Annotated in this window: 16 protein-coding genes, 1 tRNA gene, 1 pseudogene and 1 riboswitch; of the genes and pseudogenes, 3 read left to right on the top strand and 15 right to left on the bottom strand. The window is 56.7% G+C overall.

Features of this window, described 5'->3' with window-relative positions:
• Positions 1-408: 408 nt before the first annotated feature.
• The 12 genes from ACO4XG_RS02370 to ACO4XG_RS02315 form a co-directional block, all read right to left on the bottom strand.
• On the bottom strand, positions 409-2,643 hold the full coding sequence (locus tag ACO4XG_RS02370) for a DNA gyrase/topoisomerase IV subunit A (protein WP_308508488.1): 2,235 nt from the start codon (positions 2,641-2,643) through the stop codon (positions 409-411).
• Between the two features lie 18 nt (positions 2,644-2,661).
• Positions 2,662-4,593 carry a DNA gyrase/topoisomerase IV subunit B gene (locus ACO4XG_RS02365; protein WP_009532407.1) on the bottom strand — a complete coding sequence of 644 codons (1,932 nt, stop codon included), beginning with the start codon at positions 4,591-4,593 and terminating at the stop codon, positions 2,662-2,664.
• Positions 4,594-4,658: 65 nt separating this feature from the next.
• A tRNA-Gly gene (locus ACO4XG_RS02360) sits at positions 4,659-4,729 on the bottom strand.
• Between the two features lie 22 nt (positions 4,730-4,751).
• Complete coding sequence (locus tag ACO4XG_RS02355; RefSeq protein WP_308508487.1) at positions 4,752-5,186, bottom strand: Fur family transcriptional regulator; 435 nt, start codon at positions 5,184-5,186, stop codon at positions 4,752-4,754.
• 125 nt (positions 5,187-5,311) lie between these two features.
• The gene (locus ACO4XG_RS02350; RefSeq protein WP_308508486.1) at positions 5,312-6,994 is read right to left on the bottom strand and encodes a formate--tetrahydrofolate ligase; all 1,683 of its coding nucleotides are present in this window, start codon (positions 6,992-6,994) and stop codon (positions 5,312-5,314) included.
• Positions 6,995-7,024: 30 nt separating this feature from the next.
• Positions 7,025-8,272, bottom strand: a complete 1,248-nt coding sequence (gene gltS / locus ACO4XG_RS02345) for a sodium/glutamate symporter (protein WP_308508485.1) — start codon at positions 8,270-8,272, stop codon at positions 7,025-7,027.
• A 27-nt stretch (positions 8,273-8,299) separates the two neighbouring features.
• Positions 8,300-8,812, bottom strand: coding sequence for a cyclodeaminase/cyclohydrolase family protein (locus ACO4XG_RS02340; RefSeq protein WP_485129639.1), 513 nt, complete (start codon positions 8,810-8,812; stop codon positions 8,300-8,302).
• A gap of 106 nt (positions 8,813-8,918) precedes the next feature.
• Positions 8,919-9,872 (bottom strand): glutamate formimidoyltransferase, encoded by a 954-nt coding sequence (gene ftcD / locus ACO4XG_RS02335; RefSeq protein ID WP_308508483.1) that lies wholly within the window; start codon positions 9,870-9,872, stop codon positions 8,919-8,921.
• A gap of 344 nt (positions 9,873-10,216) precedes the next feature.
• Positions 10,217-11,254: an ABC transporter substrate-binding protein gene (locus ACO4XG_RS02330; protein WP_308508482.1), complete on the bottom strand. Its 1,038-nt coding sequence runs from the start codon at positions 11,252-11,254 to the stop codon at positions 10,217-10,219.
• On the bottom strand, positions 11,251-12,045 hold the full coding sequence (locus ACO4XG_RS02325; RefSeq protein WP_330670125.1) for an ABC transporter permease: 795 nt from the start codon (positions 12,043-12,045) through the stop codon (positions 11,251-11,253). The genes ACO4XG_RS02330 and ACO4XG_RS02325 overlap by 4 nt, the downstream gene beginning before the upstream one ends.
• A complete protein-coding gene (locus tag ACO4XG_RS02320; RefSeq protein WP_308508481.1) occupies positions 12,042-12,806 on the bottom strand; it encodes an ABC transporter ATP-binding protein in 765 nt (254 codons plus the stop codon). Before ACO4XG_RS02320 ends, ACO4XG_RS02325 begins: the two co-directional genes overlap by 4 nt.
• Positions 12,807-12,859: 53 nt before the next feature.
• Positions 12,860-12,959, bottom strand: a riboswitch (TPP riboswitch).
• 43 nt (positions 12,960-13,002) lie between these two features.
• On the bottom strand, positions 13,003-14,832 hold the full coding sequence (locus ACO4XG_RS02315; protein ID WP_308508480.1) for a L,D-transpeptidase: 1,830 nt from the start codon (positions 14,830-14,832) through the stop codon (positions 13,003-13,005).
• 173 nt (positions 14,833-15,005) lie between these two features.
• Here ACO4XG_RS02315 and asnA point away from each other — a divergent pair, with 173 nt between their 5' ends.
• Positions 15,006-16,013 carry an aspartate--ammonia ligase gene (gene asnA, locus ACO4XG_RS02310; protein WP_308508479.1) on the top strand — a complete coding sequence of 336 codons (1,008 nt, stop codon included), beginning with the start codon at positions 15,006-15,008 and terminating at the stop codon, positions 16,011-16,013.
• Positions 16,014-16,230: 217 nt separating this feature from the next.
• On the opposite strand, the gene ACO4XG_RS02305 is transcribed toward asnA, so the two are convergent.
• Complete coding sequence (locus ACO4XG_RS02305) at positions 16,231-17,196, bottom strand: tRNA dihydrouridine synthase (protein ID WP_308508478.1); 966 nt, start codon at positions 17,194-17,196, stop codon at positions 16,231-16,233.
• 117 nt (positions 17,197-17,313) lie between these two features.
• On the opposite strand from ACO4XG_RS02305, the gene pap reads away from it, so the two are divergent.
• Positions 17,314-18,795, top strand: coding sequence for a polyphosphate:AMP phosphotransferase (pap, locus tag ACO4XG_RS02300; protein ID WP_308508477.1), 1,482 nt, complete (start codon positions 17,314-17,316; stop codon positions 18,793-18,795).
• 231 nt (positions 18,796-19,026) lie between these two features.
• Here the strand turns inward: pap and ACO4XG_RS02295 are convergent, their stop codons facing one another.
• A complete protein-coding gene (locus ACO4XG_RS02295; RefSeq protein ID WP_308508476.1) occupies positions 19,027-19,497 on the bottom strand; it encodes a GNAT family N-acetyltransferase in 471 nt (156 codons plus the stop codon).
• 179 nt (positions 19,498-19,676) lie between these two features.
• Positions 19,677-21,515, bottom strand: a complete 1,839-nt coding sequence (gene typA / locus ACO4XG_RS02290) for a translational GTPase TypA (protein ID WP_308508475.1) — start codon at positions 21,513-21,515, stop codon at positions 19,677-19,679.
• Between the two features lie 207 nt (positions 21,516-21,722).
• On the opposite strand from typA, the pseudogene ACO4XG_RS02285 reads away from it, so the two are divergent.
• A pseudogene (locus tag ACO4XG_RS02285) lies at positions 21,723-21,968 on the top strand (DUF6088 family protein); the annotation flags it as partial.
• Positions 21,969-22,029: the final 61 nt, after the last annotated feature.

The raw sequence follows: 22,029 nt of genomic DNA, 5'->3' as shown, positions 1-22,029 counted from the left end.
CAGTTCGCCGGAGGAATTATTTCAGACTGTCCTACTTGATCTTGCAATCTAGCAACTTTTTCATTTTTATTTTTGAAAATCGTAACATCCCATTTCTTCGTCCGGATTTTTGACCGCACGAATATCGCAAGTACCATTCTTTTGCTCACCTTTTATCTCCGCGCATCTATTATGTGAACCAATTAATCCGCTTCGTTACTTTGTTCTGCGGCGTACTTCCCTTTATCCTGCGCCTTCATCGGTTTCGGGCAAAAAACCGGATATGCCAAAGTCTTATTTCAGTTTTTCGCCCTTCGTGTCCCCCGTGCCCGCGCCGTACACAAAAAGCCGGGCAGGGCTTCTCCCTCCCGGCTCTCTATCATCTTCTTCCTTCTATCTTCGTCGAAGCCTTCTATCCGCATCGAAGTCTTATTTCAGTTTTTCGCCCTTCGTATCCCGGTGGCCGCGCCGTATCTTCTCCGGATTGACCTTTTTCCCGTTGAACACAAACTCTTCCATGGGCGGTAACAGCAGCGCGCGCTGCACAAAGTCGCTGTCACCGAGGCGCATGCCGCGCACACCGCGCGCGTTCTTCTTCATTCGCGGCGCTTCTTCGGCGTTAAAACGGAGCGCAAAATCCCCCTCGCTGAGCAGCAGAGCATCCGGCCGACCTTTGCCGAGCGCGAGAACCGCCACGAGGCTGTCCGTGTCGCCGAGTTTGGTCGCAACCACAGTCTTATTCGCGGTCTCGAATTCCGCGCCGTCAACGAGTTTCACATAGCCCTCGCGGCTCACAAAGAACAACGCGGTCGCGCGGAGACTGCCTGCCGCCGCGACCAGCAGAATTTCTTCCTTGCGCCCGTCGAAGCGACTCAAGTTGTCAATCGGCACGCCCTTGTCCCTTAACTTGCCGGCGGGAATATCCCGCACCTTGACCTGATGCAGAGCCCCCGCACTGGTATAGAGCTGTATCCTGCCGCTCGTCATAATCGGGATAACCGCGCGGTACTCGCTCTCGATCTGCTCCCGATTCTTCTCATAACTCGCAACATCCAGAAGTTTTGCGTAGCCGAAGCGATCCAGGAGGAAGATGACCTGCTCATCCTCCGGCGCTTTCTCTTCGACCACCGCCTCCTTGCTGTTCTCGAGCGCGGTGCGGCGCGGCACGGCATACTCTTTTTTGATTGCCTCGAGATCTTTGATGAGAAGCTTGTCGAGCTTTGCGCGACTTTCGAGATACCCCTCGTAAGTCTCGATCTTCTTCAAGGTCTCCGCGTGCTCTTTTTCGAGCGCCAGAATCTCGAGCCCGATCAGTTTATAGAGACGCATATCCAGAATTGCCTGTGCCTGGCGCTCCGTGAAATGAAGCTTCGTCGCGTCGCGGAGAAAACTAGGGTCCTTGAAGTAAATGCGGCTCGCATCGCCGGTCGTGAGGCAGGCCTTCGCATCCTCCAGTTTCTTTGCGCCGCGGAGTATCGCAATGATTAAGTCAATGCAATCGCAGGCGGCAATCAGTCCCTCCTGCACCTCCTGCTTTAAACGCTCCTTTTCGAGTAACGTCGCGTACTTCTTCTCGGCGTTCTCGTACTGAAACGCGAGGTAGTGCTTTAAGATGCCCTTTAAGTCGAGGGTTTCCGGTCTGCCGTCCGCAATCGCGAGCATATTGACGCCGAAGCTGTCCTCGAGCTTGGTCTTCTTATAGAGCATGTTCTTGACGCGCTCCAGATCCGCGTCGCGGCGAAGCTCCAGAACAATGCGGACGCCTTCCTTGGAACTCTGGTTCGAGATATCGACGACCTCGGGGAGCTTTTTGTTCTCCACAAGCGCCGCCACATCCGTGAGAAATTTATCGATGCCCGCGCCGACCATGGTATAGGGAATCTCGGTGATGACCAGCTTGTCACGGTCGCTCCGCTTCTGGCCGAGCTCCACCTCAATGCGGCCGCGCAGCTTGATTTTGCCGACACCGGTTCTGTAAATCAGCGGGAGCTCGCTTTGATTGGCGACAATGCCGCCGGTCGGAAAATCCGGTCCCTTTAAGAGGCCGAGCAGCTTCTCGTATTTAATCTCCGGATTTTTGATGTAGGCGATGCAGGCGTCACAGACCTCCCCCAGGTTGTGCGGCGGAATCGAGGTCGACATACCGACTGCAATGCCCTCCGCGCCGTTCACGAGGAGGTTCGGAATGCGCACCGGCAAAACCTCCGGCTCCTTCTCGGTCTCGTCGTAGTTCGAGACAAAGCGGACGGTCTTGTCGAGATCGCGGAGGTAGACTTCCTCCGCAAACTTCTGGAGTTTCGCCTCGGTGTAACGCATGGCCGCAGCGCCGTCGCCCTCGATTGAGCCGAAGTTGCCGTGGCCGTCGACCAGCGGCATGCCGCGCTTAAAGGGCTGGCTCATCACAACCAGCGTCTCGTAAATCGAGCTGTCGCCGTGCGGGTGATATTTACCCATCGTGTCACCAACAATACGCGCGGACTTCCGGTGCGGCTTGTCGTGACTTAAGTGCAGTTCGCTCATATCATAGAGCACGCGCCGCTGCACCGGCTTTAAGCCGTCCCGCGCGTCGGGAATCGCGCGGGCGGTGATCACACTCATCGAATAGTCGAGATAGCTCTTCTGCATCTCCTCCGAGTATTCGGTTCGAAGAATTTTCTCTGCCATGGTATTCCTCTCTCGCCTTTATGCGTCGATTTCCGCTTCGTCCGCGTGGTCGTGGATAAAGTCGCGCCGCGGTCCCACATTGCTGCCCATGAGGAGCGCCGTAACCTCGCTCGCGAGGCGCGCATCCTCGATCTCGACCCGCTTTAACATGCGCTGTTCCGGGTTCAGCGTGGTCTCCCAGAGCTGCTCCGGGTTCATCTCGCCGAGCCCCTTGTAGCGCTGCAGGGTGAAGCTCCCCTCTTTATGCTTTGCCTTGAATTTTTCGAGCGCCTTGTCATCGTAAATGTAGACGCCGTCCTTGTCCTTGCCGCGCGTCGGAACCGCCTTATAGAGCGGCGGCATTGCAATGTATACATGCCCATCGTAGATGAGTTCCGGCATGAAGCGGTAGAGGAAGGTTAAGAGCAGGGTGTCGATGTGGCTGCCGTCGACATCGGCATCCGTCATCAGAATAATTTTGTCGTAGCGCAGCTTCGTGATGTCAAAGTCGTTGCCGTAGCCCTCGGAGAAGCCGCAGCCAAAGCTGTTAATCATGGTCTTGATCTCCGCGTTCGCAAGCACCTTGTCAATCGAAGCCTTTTCGACATTCAGAATCTTACCGCGAATCGGGAGTATCGCCTGATACATGCGGTTTCGCGCGGTCTTCGCCGAGCCGCCTGCGGAATCTCCCTCAACAATGAAAATCTCACACTTCGCGGGATCCCGGGACTCACAGTTCGCAAGCTTTCCGTTCGAGTCGAAGGAAAAACGCGGCTTTGCGAGCAGATTGGTTCTCGCCTTCTCCTCGGCTCGCCGTATCTTTGCCGACTTTTCGGCGCAGGCGATAATCGCACGAACCGTCTCCAGGTCGCGGTCAAAGTAGCGCGTGAGCTCATCGCCCGCAATCGTGGAGACCGCCTTCGTCGCATCCGCACTCGCAAGCTTGGTCTTGGTCTGTCCCTCGAAAATCGGATCCGGGTGCTTGATTGCGACAATCGCTGTCATGCCGTTTCGCGTGTCCGCGCCGGTGAAGTTCGCATCCTTCTCCTTTAAAAAGCCGAGCTCGCGCGCGTAGGTGTTGATGAGCTGCGTGAAGCGCGTCTTAAAGCCCTGCAGATGTGTGCCGCCCTCGGCCGTGTAGATGCTGTTGCAGAAGCCGAGCAGCTTCTCTTCAAAGGCATCCACAAACTGGATTGCGCACTCGAGCTCAATGTCCTCAAAGCGCCCCTTGATGTAAATCGGCTCATGGACGGCTGTCTGCCCCTCGTTCAGCGCGCGGACATAGGCAATGAGCCCCTCGGGCTCGCGAAACACTTCCTGTTCCGCCTCGCCGGGGAGCTTGTTTTCGTAATAGATGGTGATGCCGGGATTTAAGTAGGCCGTCTCGTGTAGCCTCGACTTTAACCAGTCCGCGCGAAAGTGTGTCTTCTCAAAAATCTCCGGGTCCGGCAGGAAGTTGATTTCCGTGCCGCTCTCCGCCTGCTTTCCGACAATCGGCAGGAGACCGTTTTTCAGCGCCGTGGTCGGCTCTCCCCGCGAATAACTGTCCTCGTAGACCACGCCGCCGCGGCTGATGCGCACCCGCATCTTTTTGGAGAGCGCGTTCACGACTGAGGAGCCCACGCCGTGCAGACCTCCGCTCGTCTTGTACGCGCTGTTATCGAACTTGCCGCCCGCATGCAGGGTCGTCATGACGACACGCTCCGCTGAGACACCCTTCCGATGCATCTCGACCGGAATGCCGCGGCCGTTGTCCCGCACGGTACAAGAACCGTCCTTCTCGAGGACAATGTGAATCTCGCTGCAGTAGCCCGCGAGGTGTTCATCGATTGCATTATCCATAATCTCGTAAATCAGGTGGTTCAGCGCCTTCTGCCCGACGCCACCGATGTACATACCCGGACGCTTTCTGACCGCTTCGAGACCTTCCAGCACGGTGATGCTGTCCGCATTGTACTGTGTCTTTGCCATCTCTCCTCCTTAGCGCCGCGGAAACGGCGAAAAAAAGAGACCGAAGTCTCCCTTCGGTCCCATGCAGCAAGCGACGGGAATCGAACCCGCGTCCCAAGCTTGGGAAGCTTGTGTTCTACCATTGAACCACGCCTGCGTACAAATCAGTATACCGGAAGTCAAGAGGATTGTAAACCTTCTTTTTTCTTCCGGCACGCCTCGCAATAGCCGTAGAGCACCGTGCCCTCGCATTGCAATGAAAAGCCGTGACCGCGCATCAAATGCTCTCTGACCTCATCCATGAAGTCGCAATCCATGTGTATGATTTTACCGCAGCCGAGACACTTTAAGTGCAGGTGGTCCGCACAGTGCCGCCCCTCGACTTCGAGCTGATAGACAGCCTTCTCACCCTTCTCCGCGACATATTTGAGAATCTTCTTTTCCTCATACAGGCGGTCCAGATTGCGGTATACCGTCGTCGGACTCACATTCAGGCCAATGCTCTGCAGATGATCCAGAATATCCGAAGCGCTCACGGTTCTGCCCGCCGAGGTCTCCAGATATTTCATGATTTCCTGTCTTGACTTTGTGCTGTATGTTCCGCTCCTCTTCATAGCCGCCCCCTTGCAGGAAGGATAGCACAGAACATTCGTTTTGTAAAGAGACACCAACAGGCGGCAGACCGGTTGTAATGCCGATCCGCCGCCCGTTCGTGTCTTACTTGAAAGCTTCTTCCGCGTCAGAAGAGTCCTGTGATCTTTCCGTTCTCGTCGACATCGATGTGCTCTGCCGCCGGCACCTTCGGGAGACCCGGCATGGTCATGATGTCGCCGGTCTTCACGACAATGAAGCCCGCGCCCGCCGAGACCTTGACCTCGCGGACCGTAATCTTGAAGCCGCGCGGCGCACCGGTCAGATTCTTGTTGTCCGAGAAGCTGAACTGTGTCTTCGCCATGCAGACCGGATAGTGCCCGAAGCCGAGTTCCTCGAGGCGCTTTGCCTGCTTTTTCGCCTCGGCCGTGAGCACCACGCCGTCGCCGCGGTACACTTCGCGCACAATCTTGTTGAGCTTCTCCTCCAGGCTGTCGCCGTCCTCGTAGGCAAAGCGGAAGTGGTTCTCTGCCTTGTCCTCGCAGAGACGCACGACCTCGCGTGCCAGTGCCTCGCCGCCTTCGCCGCCCTTCGCCCAGACCTCGGAGAGCACGACATTGACGCCGAGCTTCTTGCACTCGTCTGCGATGCAGGCAAGCTCCTCCTCAGAGTCAAACGGGAAGCGGTTGATTGCGACCACGGTCGGAAGGCCGAAGACCTTCGTCATGTTCTCGACATGCTGCAGGAGATTCGGGAGGCCCTTTTTAAGCGCCTCGACATTCGGCGTGTTGAGTTCTGCCTTGTCGACGCCGCCGTGGTGCTTCAGCGCGCGCACGGTTGCAACCACGACCGCGCAGTCCGGGCGCAGACCCGTCATGCGGCACTTGATGTCAATAAACTTCTCTGCGCCGAGATCCGCGCCGAAGCCCGCCTCGGTGACCGCATAGTCGTTCAGCCGAAGTGCCAGTCTGGTCGCGAGTACGGAGTTGCAACCGTGAGCAATATTCGCAAACGGTCCGCCGTGAATAAAGGCCGGCGTGTGCTCCAGGGTCTGCACGAGATTCGGCTTCAACGCGTCTTTTAAGAGCGCTGTGAGCGCACCCTCCGCGTGAAGGTCGCCCGCAGTCACCGGCTCATTGTCCATGTTGTAGCCGATAATCATGCGCGCCAGTCTCTCCTTCAGATCCTTTAAGTCTTTCGCGAGGCAGAAGACCGCCATAATCTCACTCGCGACCGTGATCTCGAAGCCGTCCTCGCGGACACGGCCGTCGGTTCTCTTGCCGAGACCATCGATGATGTTGCGGAGCTGACGGTCGTTCATATCGACCGCGCGCTTCCAGGTGATACGCTTGTCGTCGATGCGCAGCGCGTTGCCCTGGAAGATATGGTTGTCAATTAGCGCCGCAAGGAGGTTGTTGGCTGCCCCGATTGCGTGGAAGTCGCCGGTAAAGTGGAGGTTAATCTCCTCCATCGGCACGACCTGCGCGTAGCCGCCGCCGGCAGCGCCGCCCTTCACGCCGAAAACCGGACCGAGCGAAGGCTCGCGGAGTGCGACCGCAACGCTCTTGCCGAGACGCTTTAATCCGTCCGCGAGACCGACGGAAGTCGTCGTCTTGCCCTCGCCCGCGGGCGTCGGGGTGATGGCCGTGACCAGCACGAGCTTGCCGTCCGGCTTACCCTCGGTGTCCTTTAAGAGCTGATAGCTCACCTTTGCCTTGTCCTTGCCGTACTGCTCCAGATATTTTTCATCGATGCCATCGGCGCGGGCAATATCTTCGATTCTGGCTACCTGCGCCTCCTGCGCAATCTCAATATCTGTTTTCATATGCATTCTCCTTTCATCCTACCCTGCGGGTTCCGTTTATTTTGCTGCAATGTTCTGGACAAAAAAGCGTATAAATGCAATGGTCTGCGGCTGGTAGATGATGTCTACCAGGAAAGCGCCGACAATCGGCACAATCATAAACGCGCGGTGCGACATGCCGTACTTCTCGGTGACAGCTGTCATGTTGACAATCGCCGAAGGTGTGGCGCCGAGTCCGTGTCCGCAGAGTCCCGCGCACATCACGGCTGCATCGTAATTGCTGCCGAGCAGGCGGAACACAATGAAGTAAGCCGCAAAAATCATGAAAATGACCTGGCAGCAGACCACGAGCAGCACGCCGCCAATCAGTCCCGCGAGCTCCCAGAGCTTTAAGCTCATGAGCGCCATCGAGAGATAGAGCGACAGCATCACTTCGCCGATGCCGTCCACCAGCGCATAATCAAAGCTGAAAAACCGGACCTTCTCGTTCAGGTTGCGCACAAGCACCGCGACAAACATCGCGCCGACATAAGTTGGAAACGACATACCGATGGCTGCGCCAATCAGCGCGGAAATCTTCGCGCCGACCGCCATACAGACTAAGAGCACCGTGACATTTTCCATGATGACGCGGGTGCTCCGCGCCTCGCCGCTGCTCTTGTTGACCTCAAAGACATCACTGCCCTGAAAGCTGTCCGCCGCATCGGGCGTCAGCTTATGCCGGACAATCAGCTGACTTCCAAGCGGTCCGCCTATCATGACCGCCGTAATGAGGCCAAAGGTTGCCGCCGCCGCGCCGACCAGCATCGCCTGGTCGTAACCCATCTCGGTGAACTGTGCGCCGTAAGACGCCGCCGCGCCGTGGCCGCCTATCATCGAAATGGCACTGGATAACAGCGCATAGGGCGCGGGCAGTCCGATGGCCGTTCCGACCGCAATGCCGATTACGTTCTGAATGACCGAGATGACACCTGAGATCAGCCAATAGATAATCAGCATGACGCCGCCGCGCTTTAAGAGCGAAAAACTCGCCGAGAGTCCGACTGTCGTGAAGAAGGCCAGCATGAACGGACTCTGAAAATACGTGTCAAAACTCACCTGGAAGCTCCCCGTCACATGGCCGAGGAACGTCAGAAACATAAAGAGGAAACCGCCCACCACCGGTGCGGGAATGCAATAGTGGTTTAAGATCCGGACGCGGTTTTTCACCGCCGCTCCCAAAAGCAGTAAGAGCGCCGCGAGCGCCAAGGTCGTAATGGCATCCGCCTCGATTTGGAGGGTGGAATTCAGGATCTGTATGCTCACAACTCCGCTCCTTTCGTATGCGCAGTCTTAAATCTCTCTTGTCAGTTCGGAGAGCGCAAAAATCTCGCGCTCCGCCGCAATCGCCTGCTCCTCAAGCGCCGCAACGCGCGCGCTGTACTCGGCGACAAAGTCCTCATCCTCAATTGAGGCGAGATTAATCTTCACATTGAGGCCCGCACCGATCACAGCGGTTCTCGCCGCCATCGCCGCGACGAGGCCATCGGTCACGGCATTGGTATTGCCGCGCTCCACCACCGTCTTTGCGAGCGGGAAAATGCGCGCCGCGGTTTCCGCGACATGGCAGGGAACCTTTGCGGCAGACTTTAAGCCGTTCTGCATTGCGGCCTTTCGCGCAGCCTTCTCTTCGTCCGTGTTCTTCGGCAGCGCCATTGCCGCCATGAACTCGTTGAAGGACTCGGAGTCGCGGTCAATCTCCTCAACCAGCTCTTTCTTCAGTGCCTCGGCCGCCGCTGCGACCTCGCGCATCTCTGCCTCAACCTCAACATACTTCTTCTTGCCGACGGTGAGACCCGCTACCATGCCCGTAAGCGCTGCGGAGAGAGCGCCGAACCGCCGCCCGGCGCCGGTGCATCGGAAGCCGTGAGATCCACAAACGCGGCGATACTCATATCTTTCAGCTTTTCGCTCATGCCTCTTCCTCCTCATCCTCAAGGAGCCAGTTCTCCATGATCTGCTTCTTCGCGTCGAACTTCATCGGTCCGAACATGCAAGCCTGCAGGTAGTACTCTGCGCAGTCAATCAGGGACTGCATCGGCACGACACCGACAATCTCACTCTCGAGGACATTGACACCGTAGCGACGCGCCTCCATCTTGACTGCCTCAAACGCGCGGTAGATGGCCGTCTTCTCGTAGTTCACGAGGTTCATCGAAACCTGTGCGACCGTAGCTTTGCCGGAATAGTGATCCTTCAGCTCGACGCCGATGGCCTTGATGAAGTGGTAGCCGCCGCGGATATTCTTGACCGCATCCGCAATGTGGTTTGCGATTTCCATATTGTCCGTATCGAGGTTCACATTGTACGCAATGAGCGGCATTCTCGCGCCGATGGCAACGACACCTGCGGTCGGATGAATGTGATCCGGTCCGAAGTCCGGGGTCCAGAGTTCCTTGTCCTGAAGCTTCTCCGCCATGCCCTCGAACTGACCCTTACGAATCTTTGCGAGGTTTGCTCTGTGCGGTGCGGTTGCGGAATCCTCATACAGGAAGACCGGAATGCCGAACTTCTCGCCGACTGCTTTTCCGACTTCCTTTGCGATCGCATCCGCCTCTGCGACGGTCGTATTGCGGCAGGGGATAAAAGGAACGACGTCGACAGCGCCCATGCGCGGATGCTGTCCCTCGTGCTTGGTCATATCAATCAACTGCACAGCGACTTCAAACGAGTCGATGACTGCGTCGCGGAGCGCTTCCGGCTCGCCGACTGCGGTAATCACGCAGCGATTGTGGTTCACATCAGTCTGGCAATCCAGAAGCCGGACATTCTTTCTGTTCTTGAAGCACGCGGCAATTTTTGCCACCTTCTCCATGTCACGTCCTTCGCTGTAATTCGGCACAGTCTCAAGCAGTTTCTTTGCCATTTGTCTCCTCCTTTATCGGTTGACAGCGACACCCTGCCGCTGCTCTTTTATTATACTCAGTTTTTTTGTTTGTGCACATTTTTTTATTTAAGATTGTAAAGTAGGTAGCTCACCAACATTATATCCATTTTCAAGTGCTGATAGCGCCGATTTATTGGATGAACTATATGTAATACACAGAAAGCTGCCTTTCTTCCCTGCGCCATGTCTTCGGACCTTGCCTAGTCTCAAACAAACACAAAAGAAGAGGCAGCTCCGATCGGGACTGCCTCTTCTTTTGTTTCGTATCCTCTTTGATTCCGGACAGCTTTTCAGCTCAACTTACCTTCGGATGCCTTGTTCTCTCAGTTCCCGCTCCCCGCCGCGAGCAGTTCCTTCAGTTCCGGCGTTCTCTGAATGAGGCCCTCCTGCTTCATCCAGTCGATGTTCTCCTGCCAGCAGCTCTCTGTTTGCGAGAGGAAGGGCGCACTGTCGCTCTCCATCTTCGGCAACAGCACTGCTGCGCTCTTTTTCTCAACATTCTCACTGAGCGGGAAATTCTCGGCATTCTGCTTTTCGAGCAGCAGTTTCACGGCCGCATCCGGGTCTGCCTTGAAATCCGCAAACCCCTTCTTTGCCGCGCGCACAAATTTCTCCGCGAGCTCCGGCTTATCCTGTAAAACGCTGTCATTCGTAATCAGGCAGAGTTCATAGTAATTCGGGACGCCGTACTCGGTCGGCGAGAAGTAGTTGAGCGAAAATCCCTCTTCCTCGAGCTGCGGCACCTCGTGGTTCACGAGACAGCCTATGGTCGCATCCACCTGCCCTGTGGTCATGGAGCTCATGAGATCAAAGCCCACATTCTTTAAGGTGAGGTTACTCGTGTCCGCGCCGACATTCCGCATGAGCACCGAAATCATGGCCTCGGAGAGCGGCGTCCCCGCATAGCCGACCGTCTTGCCCTCGAGATCCTTCGGACTCAGAATATTTTTGTCCTTCAGCGAAAGGACAATGTTCAGCGGGCTCTGGCAAACTGCGCCGAGCGACTTCACCTTGACGCCCTGGTCCGCGACCATCTGGATAATGTCCTGCTGATAATAAAGTCCGAACTCTGCCTTGCCCGCCGAAACAAGCGAAATGGCATCGTTCTCGTTCGACGGGAACTGCACATGGACATTGAGCCCTTCTTCGGCAAAGTAACCCTTCTCGATTGCCTCATATAAGAAGGCATGCACGGCGTTTGGATACCAGTCCAGGACAATGTTCACATCCTCCGCTTTCTCCTGTCCCTTTGCCTGTTTTTCGGTCTTGCCACCGCAAGCTGTGAGCGCCGTCAAAAGCGCAAGTCCCGTCACGATAGCCGCTACGCGCCGCCAGATCTGTCCGCCAAACCGTTTCTTCATGAATCTCTCCTCCTTGTCTCTTCTGGATCGCTATCCTGATGATTCCGAAACCTGAGCGCTCTCGTCTCTATCTGCCGCGCAAGTGCCGTGAGCAGCATCGCCGCGACACTTAAGAGCACAATCGGCGCAAATACGCCCGCGCCGTCGAGCTGTGTCATCATACGGCGGGAGAAATAGCCGAGGCCCGCCTGGGCGCCGAGCCACTCGCCGATGGCTGCGCCGATGACCGAGAGCGGGATTGCCATACGAACTGCCGTGAAAAAGGAAGGCAGTACAGCCGGGAGCTTTAACTTCCAAAAGAGCTGCCACCGCGTCGCACCGAGGGTCTGCATGAGCTCCGTCATCTCCGGCGGAATCGCGCGAAAGCCGTCCGAGAGCGTGACCGCAATCGGGAAAAACGTCATGAGCACGGCCGCGAGCACCTTGCTCCAGATGCCGTAGCCGAGCCAGAGCACGAAGAGCGGCGCGAGCGCCGTGGTCGGGATGGTCTGCGAGGCGACGAGGAGCGGGTAGAGCGCCCGCTCCGCCGTTTTGCTCTGGTCCATGAGAATCGCGAGAAAAATCCCGAGCAGCAGCGAGAGCAGCAGCGAAACGGCGACGACTGCCATGGTCGCCGGAAGATGCACCAGAAGGAGCGGCTTCCGGAGCTCATAGATGCGGCGCAAGATCTGTGTCGGCGACGGCAAAATATAGGCCGCGTTCATGTGCCGCGCAAACAGTTCCCAGGCGAGTAGAAACAGAGCCGTCAGCAAAAGGGAGGGCAGCTGCCGCCGCATCGTCTCTCTGTTCATACCGTTATCTCCCGCGCGAGAAGCTGTATCAGCTCCCGCTTTAAGTCGAGCGCCGCCGTCTGTCCGAGACTCTCCTCGCTGCGCGGGTAAGAAAGCGGCACGCGAAATTCTCTAAGCGACCGCACCGGCCGCGATGTGATGACCAGAATGCGCTCCGAGAGAAAGATAGCTTCCTCAACATCGTGCGTCACAAACAGAATGGTCCGCTTCTCCTGCCGCCACCTGTCGAGGAGCCACTTTCGCATCGAGAGCCGGGTCATATAGTCGAGCGCCGAAAAGGGCTCATCTAAGAGAAGAAGCTTTGCGCCGGTCAGCAAGGTCCGCGCGAACGCCGCCCGCTGCCGCATGCCGCCGGAGAGCGAGAGCGGACTCTTATCCGCCCAGCCTTGAAGCCCCACCACTTCCAGTACAGCCTCTGCCTTCGCCCGCCGGGTCTCCCGGTCGAGCGGCTTCTCGCCGAGTTCCAGCGGCAGCCCGACATTGTCCGCAACAGTCCGCCACGGAAACAAAAGGTCCTGCTGCGGCATGTACCCGCAGTAGCGCTTCTTCTCCGCAATCGGCACGCCCTCCGCCAGGATGCTGCCGGACTCGGGCAAGAGAAGCCCGTTCATCAGGCGAAACAGGCTGCTCTTGCCCGCGCCGCTCGGCCCGAGAATCGAGACAAATTCCCCCGCTTCCACCTGAAACGAGAGCCTGTCCAGTAACAAAGGGCCGCTCCCGGCATAGCGAAAACTCACTTCCGAAAATTCCAATGCTGTCATTGTTTCTCCTCAAGCTGTCCATACAAAAAAGGACAGAACTGCCCGATGGCATCTCTGTCCTTTCATGAGATTCCTACGTTGGCATTACCCAAATCAGGTTTTCGGGTTCCGGTCCTCCGGTCTCAGCTGCACACAGCACCCCGTCTCGTTTTCTGTTTTGATTCTAGTCACCCGCACGCAGGCTGTCAAGTCAGTCTCAGTGCACATAGACCGGCATGCCGACCGTGATTCGCTCGTAAAGCTGTTTTGCGAAGGCCGACGGGAGGTTAATGCAGCCGTGGCTGCCGTTCGACTGGTAGATGTTGCCGCCGAACTTGCCGCGCCAGCTCGCATCGTGAAGCCCGATGCCGCCGTCAAACGGCATCCAGTAGCTCACAAACGCCGCGTAGAGATTCTGGGACCCGCGAAGAATCCGATTCCGCTGCTTGTAAGCGATGCGGAAGTTACCGTAGTGCGTGGCTCTCTCCCGGGTCGGAAGGCCGGTCACGCAGGCGCTCTCCATCACCTTTCTGCCGTTCTCAAAGAGAATCACGCGCTGTTTCTCGATGCTGATGTCGATATAGTTCAAGCCGTGTCCCAGCTGGAACTCGGGATCGGCCGCGAGCACCGGGACAAAGAGATCGTCCTTCGCCATCACAATCTCGCCGTTCAGAGACTTCGGCGTCTCCTTCACCGCGCTGCCGCTCTCGCTCGCTTCGCCGCTGTTGCCCTCGGCAGTGAGGCTCTCGACCGTCTCGGTCTCGACCGGCGCCGCGCCGACCGCAATCGTATCGCCGTTGACACTCTCGGTTTGAACCGTCCCTGCGGCAGTTTGGCTCTCCGCAGCCGTCGCCTCCGCCCCCGCCGCGGCCTGGGCGGGCGCCGGATCCGGATCCGGATTCTCGATGAAAATGCCGTCCCGGAGAGAGGCCGTCAGCACCGGACTCGCGGCATCCGCCGCTCTGTCTTCCTCGGATTTCAGCGTCGCGATGTACTCCGGCGCCTGGGTCTGCTGCGCCTCGGCCTCCTTTAAGAGCTGCTCGGCCTTTGCCTTGTCCTTTTCGCGCCGCGCCGCGCGCTTTGCGGCTTTCAGCTTCTTTGCATTGGCCGCGAGCCGCGCTGCCTTCTGCGCCTCGCTCTCCCGCACCGGGCGGTTGATGCCGAGCTTTGCGCAGAGAATTTGCATCATGCGCTCGCTGTCCACGACATAGTTCTCGCCGCCGTGTTCCGCGGAAAGCGCCGCAAGCTGCGGCTCAAACTGTCCCTGCAGTCCGTTCACATAGTCTTCGAGCGCCGCATAGTCAAGACCTGTCGTGCCGTCCCGAGTCTCGCGGAGCCAGCTGTTCAGCGTCTCGCTGTCCAGCTGTACCGTTGCCTGCCCGATGAAAAAGGTGAAGTCGTGATTGACCAGCGCGTTTCGCGCGGCTGCCTTGTCGGCCAGGGTGGCATTGTCCGCGGTCACCGCGGGCTGCACCGCAAAGGTGTCGGTGAGGTCAAGCTCGCTCTGATCGCTCTGCAGCGCCTCGACCACGGCATTCAGAATGTCCTCTTTGCTCGCGCTCCAGCCGGTCTCCGCCGGCAAAACGGAATAGCCGGCATCCGCCGTATAGTCGGAGAGTTTGGCATCCTGCGCCGGAATCGAGACCTCAAAGAGCCCCTGCTCCTCGAGGAGTTTCTCGACCGCATCGCGGTGCACGTCGACGGTTCTTTTGCTCAGAAGCTCATGCCGCTGAAAAATTGCGACCGGCCACGCGAACGAGGAGCCGTCTTTCAGCGCTGCCTTCCAGTTGTCCCGGCTCTCGACCCCGAGCACATCCTTCCGGTGCAGAGAATAGCTCAGATCCTTGACGCGTATGCCGAGCGAGCCCTCGGTCGCCGCCGCCGTAATCAGTTCCTGCGCTCTCGTATAGGAAATCAGCGAGGCATCCTTTCCGTCCACTGTCGAATTCGGGTAAGTATGACCCGCAAAAAAAGCGGCCCCGGCCAGATAACAGACGCAAAGTGCTGCCGCGGCGCCACCCAGTATCTTCTTTTGTTTCCGTTCCATCTCTCTGCCCTTGCCGACCCTCCGTCTTCATAAAAATTTTATACTCTATTTTAACATTCGAAGCGTCTTTTGAGAAGCTATGACAACAAAAAACCTTGCACACCGCAGTGCAAAGTGCTATGCTGATACGAAATTTTTTCATGTTGTTGTTTCTCTCAGATTGGAGGCAAGGTATGGCACTCGTCATTCCGGAGCACTACGATCCCGTGCTCTCGGTCCGTGAGACCCAGGAGGCAATCAAATTTATCCGCGACCTGTTCCAGAAAGAGTTCGGTCAACAGATGAACCTGGAGCGCGTCTCCGCACCGCTCTTCGTGACCGAAAAAAGCGGCTTAAACGACAATCTAAACGGCGTGGAGCGCCCGGTCAATTTTGACCTGCTCTCTTTACCGGGCGAGAACATCGAAGTGGTGCAGTCGCTCGCCAAGTGGAAGCGCCTTGCCTTAAAGCGCTACGGCTTCAAGCCGGGCGAGGGCCTCTACACAAACATGAACGCCATCCGCCGCGATGAAGAGCCGGACAACCTCCACTCCTGCTATGTGGACCAGTGGGACTGGGAGCGCGTGATTCGCAAAGAGGACAGAAGTATCGAAGTGCTCGAGGACACCGTGCAGCGCATCTTCACGATTATCAAGCACATGCAGCATGAGGTCTGGTACAAGTACCCGGATGCCTGCTACCGCCTCCCGCGGGAAATCACCTTCATCGACGCAGAAGAGCTTCTGAAGCGCTACCCGACGCTCACCCCGAAGGAGCGCGAAACTGCGATTGCGCGTGAGTGCGGCGCTGTCTTTGTGGAGCGCATCGGCGGCGCGCTCTCTAACGGCGAGCCCCACGACCTCCGCGCGCCGGACTATGACGACTGGAACTTAAACGGCGACATTCTCTTCTGGTTTGAGCCTCTGCAGTGTGCGCTCGAGCTATCCAGCATGGGTATCCGCGTCTCGCCGGAGAGCCTTGACGCACAGTTAAAGCTCACGCACTGCGAGAACCGCCGCGCCCTCCCCTACCATAAGGCGCTCTTAAACGGCGAACTGCCCTATACCATCGGCGGCGGCATAGGCCAGAGCCGTCTCTGCATGCTTTTACTCGGCAGAGCGCACATCGGCGAAGTGCAGGCCAGCATATGGCCAGAGGAGATGATCGAGACCTGCGCGGCCCACAACATCACCCTGCTGTAACGCGCAAAGACCGCTGCCTTTCGGGCCTGCATCCGTATGCAAAGCCAACGGAAGACAAAAAAATCCGCAGACAGTCGACTGTCTGCGGATTTTTTGTATCTGCTTTGTTATCCGAATTTATGCCGTTTCGATCGCGTCTTTTCGAGTTTCATCGTTTCGATTTTTAGTCTTATCGAAATACAGTCTTTTTGAATTCGGCATTTCCGCTCTTTCCCGCTCAGAGTGTGAGCAGCTGCTCCGCCCGAACTTCGTATTCGCTGAGAGTCTTACTCTTTTTGAGTTCCCGCACCGCTCTCTCGTGTTCCGGAAAGGCAAGTCCCAAATAGTCCCAGACCTCCTTCATGCGGCAGAGCGTCGCATTTTCATAGAGGAAACTCTTTCCGTAGCCGTCGAGGAGCGCCGCATGAAAAGCACGGCGCTGCCGCTTCTCTTCCTCTTCGCGCGGCATTTCTTCACCGCGCAGGCGTCTCAGATAGCGCGCGGCGAGCATCGGATCCCGGAGAAGTCCTCTCCCGAGCATAATGTGGGAGACCGACGGAAAGCGCTCCCGTATGCGGTCAATATCCGCCTCGTCGATGAGATCGCCGTTATAGCCGAGCGGCATCTTTGCCCCCTCCGCTGCCAGAGAAAACATGTCGAGGTGAACCGTTCCCCGGTAAAACTCCTTCTGAATCCGCGGGTGGACTATGAGCTCGGAGAGCGGAAAGTCGTTATAAATTTCGAGAATCGCCGGAAACTCCGCCGGGTCCTTGACGCCGAGCCGCGTCTTCACGCCGAGCTTCGTATCCGCAGGTAAGTTGCGAAATACCTCTTCAAAAAAATGCCTGAGCGCCGGGAGCTCCGTAAGAAAGCCCGAGCCCTTCTTCTTCGCCGTGACCGTGCCCGAGGGACAGCCGAGGTTCAGATTGAGTTCCTTGTAGCCGTAGTCTCTCAGGATTTCCGCGGCAAAGAGAAAATCCTCCGCATTGTTCGTTAAGAGCTGCGGAATCAGATGTAACCCTGTATTGTTCTCCGGCAAAATGTCGCGCCGGTCCCGCTTCGTGATGCCGGCACCCGCATGTCCCGGCGAGATAAACGGCGAATAAAACCGCGCAACGCCGCCGTAGCACGCGGCGAGCGCATTCCGATAGACATAGCCCGTGATGCCCTCCATCGGCGCAAGCGAAAATATGATTTCTTTCATCCGGATACTCCCTCTTATGATATGCCCCACATTGTAACGGAGTTACGAAAAACGCGCAAGCCGATGGACAGCGCCGGAATCTGTGCTACACTGCCTGTAGTAAAGGAGGAACTTGCAATGCTCGAACAGGTGAATTTGAAACAGAAACTTGCGAAAGAGGATTATCAGGCTGTGATGCCCGCCCTGAAAGCGAGACTCGCCGCGCTGGATGCACCGCTCCGCGCCGCAAATCTCCCGGTCATTCTGATTTTTGAGGGCTGGTCCGCCGCCGGCAAGGGGCAGATGATCGGGCAGCTCATCAAAAATCTCGATCCGCGCTGGTTCACCGTCGTGAACACCCAGCCGCCGACCGAACTCGAACAGCGCTATCCTTACCTCTGCCGCCACTGGCACACCATTCCGGAGGCGGGCAAATTCTCGATCATGGACCGCTCCTGGTATCAGGAGGTCTCGGTCCGTGCGATTGCGGACAAACTCCCCGCGCACACCGTGGAAACCCGGCTCGCCGACATCCGCCGCTTCGAAAAAACACTCACGGACAACGGCTATCTGATTCTCAAATTTTTCATCCACATCTCAAAGCGGGAGATGAAAGCCCGCCTCGAGGCACTCGCAGAAAACCCGGAGACCGCCTTCCGCGTCGTGAAATCCGACCGGAAGCAGGTAAAGCACTACGACGACTACTATGCCGCCTTTGACCGCATGCTTGCCGAGACCACGACCGCCGAAGCCCCCTGGACCCTGGTCTCCGGCACGGACCGCCGCGCCGCGACCGCGCAGGTATTCCGCACCGTGATCGATGCCATCTCCGAACGGCTGACCCGCCCCGCTCCGCCGCAGACTATTACGCTGCCGAACGAGGACACCGCCGATGCAACGCTCTGCCTCTCCGACATCGACTTAAGTCAAACGCTCACGCGGGAGGAGTACAAAAAATGCCTGAAAGCAGAGACCGCGCGGCTCGCCAAAAATCAGAACCTTCTCTATACCAGACGCATCCCGCTGATTGTCGGCTTTGAGGGCTGGGACGCCGCGGGAAAGGGCGGCTGCATTAAGCGTCTCTCCTCACCGCTCGATGCCCGCGGCTACGCGGCACTCCCGATTGCGAGTCCAACACCGGAAGAGAAAAAGCGTCACTTCCTCTGGCGCTTCTACGAGCGGCTTCCGAAGAGCGGTCACATTGCGATTTTTGACCGCACCTGGTACGGTCGCGTCCTCGTCGAGCGGATTGAGGGCTTCTGCAGCGAGGCGGACTGGAGGCGCGCCTACGGGGAAATCAACGACTTTGAGGCCTATCTGCAGCAAAGCGGCGCTCTGCTGGTGAAATTCTGGATTCATATCAGTAAGGAGGAACAGTTAAAGCGCTTCCGCGCCAGAGAGCGCACGCCCGAGAAGCAGTGGAAAATCACCGCCGAGGACTGGAGAAACCGCGAAAAGTGGGCGCTCTACGAGACCGCGGTGAACGATATGCTCCGCTACACCTCGACCGAGACAGCGCCCTGGCACATACTCGCCGGAAACGACAAGTACTTCGCGCGGATTCAGGCTCTCCGCATTGTGAACGAGGCGATTGAGGCGAGGCTTAAGGAAAAGGGGTGAACAGCACAGTTTCTACGATAGCACAGCACAGATAAGAAAAGCGGGCATCTCCGAAGGAGAGGCCCGCTTGCTTTCATTAGAGTTTCTTTTGTTACTTGGGAATTAACGCCATTTTTAGTGCCATCGGCGTTAATTGTGGCATTATTCACGGTGTCATCCACCTTGCTTTGATTTCGATAGAGCAGCATCCGATTTACAAGGTGACGGTTTGTTTTCTCGTATAACCGATTTTTAATCTTTCTCGTAGAAAACAATGTCCATCTGTTCATTGACTTTTTCAATTCTTCCGGTTCGATGGTACCCCAGCTTTTCGTAAAGATGCAGGTTGCCGGCCTCCTGTAATATTGTATCCAGGCACCAGTGATGACTACCATGTATTTGTTCCGCTGCGCTTATTGCTGCTTGGGCATATCCCTTGTTTCTATGCGCAGGCATAATCCAAATCGGGGATATTCGTTTTCTGCTATGATCTTTCTTGTCGACAACCCGAATAACACCGACATTTTCATTCTCGACAACAACGAAATAATAAACCGTCCCCGGCTGCTCATATCGTGCAGAGATTTTCTCCAAGCTCTCAGCTCCGGGACTCATCCCATAATCTTGATATTTATCCAGTAAATCCGAAAAAGCACTGATCTGCATTTCCCATATGGTTTGCAGATCATCCTTAAAAGCAGGCTTTAAGGAAACCTTATTCATTTGTCTCTCTCCATAATCATCTACCGCTCTACAAAGGTAGATGTTAATAAATCTGAATTTCAACAATTGTATCATCATTATACGCGTGAGTTGATAGGCTTTCCACCATCTCTCGATCCCAGCGTTAGCTCTACAGTAGCAAAAAGGCAGCGGCCTCACGGCCGCTGCCTTTTTCTATCTTACGAATTCTGCTTCTGCTTAATCATAGCGCGCTTCCGGAGCGTCGGATCCAGAATTTTCTTCCGGATGCGGAGGTTCTCCGGCGTGACCTCAAGGAGCTCATCGGTGTCGATGAACTCGAGGCACTGCTCAAGACTCATGACCTTCGGCGTGACGAGCTTCAGGGCATCGTCCGAGCCGGAAGCACGGGTGTTGGTGAGTTTCTTCGTCTTGCAGACATTGACCTCGACATCCTCGGACTTGCCGCTCTGGCCGATGACCATGCCGGCATAGACCTTGACACCGGCGCCGATGAAGAGCTGTCCTCTCTCCTGCGCTTGGAAGAGTCCGTAGGCAACCGCCTCACCGCTCTCGTAGGCGATGATAGAACCGGTCTTCCGGTAGAACATATCGCCCTTATAAGGACCGTAGCCCTCGAACTCAGTGTTCAGGATACCGTTGCCCTTCGTGTCGGTCAGGAACTCGCCGCGGTATCCGATCAGGCCGCGCGACGGGATATTGAACTCAAGGCGCGTAAAGTTGCCGTGAATCGGCGTCATGCCGATCAGTTCGCCCTTTCTCGAGGTCAGCTTCTGGATGACCGCACCGGTAAACTCGTCCGGCACATCGACAAAGGCAATCTCCATCGGCTCCAGTTTCTTGTCGCGCTCGTCAAAGTGATAGATGACCTCTGCCTTCGAGACTGCGAACTCAAAGCCCTCGCGGCGCATGTTCTCGATTAAGACCGAGAGGTGCAACTCACCGCGGCCGCTTACCTTGAAGCAGTCCGGCGTGAGTTCTTCGACGCGGAGCGAGACATCGGTATTCAGCTCGCGGAACAGACGGTCGCGCAAGTGGCGGGATGTAATGTACTGACCCTCCTGGCCGGCGAGCGGGCTGTCGTTGACCATGAAATTCATCGAGATGGTCGGCTCGGAAATCTTCTGGAACGGAATTGACTCCGGGGACTCGGGGCTCGTGATGGTGTCGCCGATATGCAGGTCGGAGATGCCGGAGATTGCGACAATCGAGCCGAACTCCGCTTCCTTCACTTCAACGCGGTTCAAGCCCTCGTACTCATAGAGCTTGCCGATTTTCACGCGGCGCAGCGTATCCGGCTCGTGGTGGTTCACCAGCGCAACTTCCTGGTTCACGCGAATCGAACCGTTATCTACCTTGCCCACGCCGATGCGGCCCACATACTCGTTGTAGTCGATTGTGCTGATCAGAATCTGGGTCGGTGCCTCCGGATCGCCCTCCGGTGCCGGAATGTGGTTGATGATGGCTTCAAACAGCGGCTTCATATCCGCATTGTCGCTGTCCATCGAAGTTCTTGCCCAGCCGCCGCGCGCCGACGCAAAGATAAACGGGCACTCGAGCTGCTGGTCCGTCGCGTCGAGATCCATGAGGAGCTCCAGCACCTCGTCCACAACCTCGTCCGGACGCGCCTCCGGGCGGTCACACTTGTTCACACAGACGACGACATCGAGCGAGAGCTCCAGCGCCTTCTTTAACACAAAGCGGGTCTGCGGCATGGTGCCCTCGAAGGCATCGACCACGAGGACCACGCCGTTCACCATCTTTAAGACGCGCTCCACCTCGCCGCCGAAATCTGCGTGTCCCGGGGTGTCGATGATGTTGATCTTGACGCCGTCATAGTTTACCGCCGTATTCTTGGAGAGAATCGTGATGCCGCGCTCTCTCTCAATATCGTTGGAATCCATGACGCGATCCACAACCTCCTGATTGGCGCGGAACACGCCGCTCTGCCGCAACAACTGGTCCACGAGCGTCGTCTTGCCGTGGTCAACGTGGGCGATGATTGCGACGTTTCTCACATCCGTTCTCGTACTTCTCATTGAAAAATTCCTCTCTCTTTCTGCCTGAGCAAATCAAAACGCAATGTTATATTTTACTATGCTTTGCGTGGTATGGCAAGCGGGGAAGCGAAAAGGGCGCGGAAATGCATTCATGTCACATCATTGCGTTTTTGTCATGAATATTATATATTTTTTTGTGAAATGAAGTGACATCCATGAAAGGAAACCGCTTTGGATAACGGATACATGCGGGAAATACGCGCGCGAGTCCTTGCCGCCGAAGAAGGTTCGGTTTTTGTTGCCTCTGACTTCTCGGACATTGCGGACTCCGCAAGCATACGTCAAGGTTTACAGCGCCTTCACCGTACGGGCATCCTCCGAAGAATTTTACGAGGAGTCTACGAAAAACAGATCTCCGGTGAGCCATCCGATAACTGTGCTGCAGCGAATCCGGATGCCGTGGCATATGCTCTGGCGCGGAAATACTGCTGGAGCATCACGCCTTGCAGTGATTTGCCGCCTACAAACAGCAATTGTTCTTCGCAAGAAATCA

The sequence above is a fragment of the Stomatobaculum sp. genome (assembly GCF_057248925.1).
Note: the sequence above shows the minus strand (reverse complement) of the source record. Positions and strands in the feature narration are given on the sequence as shown.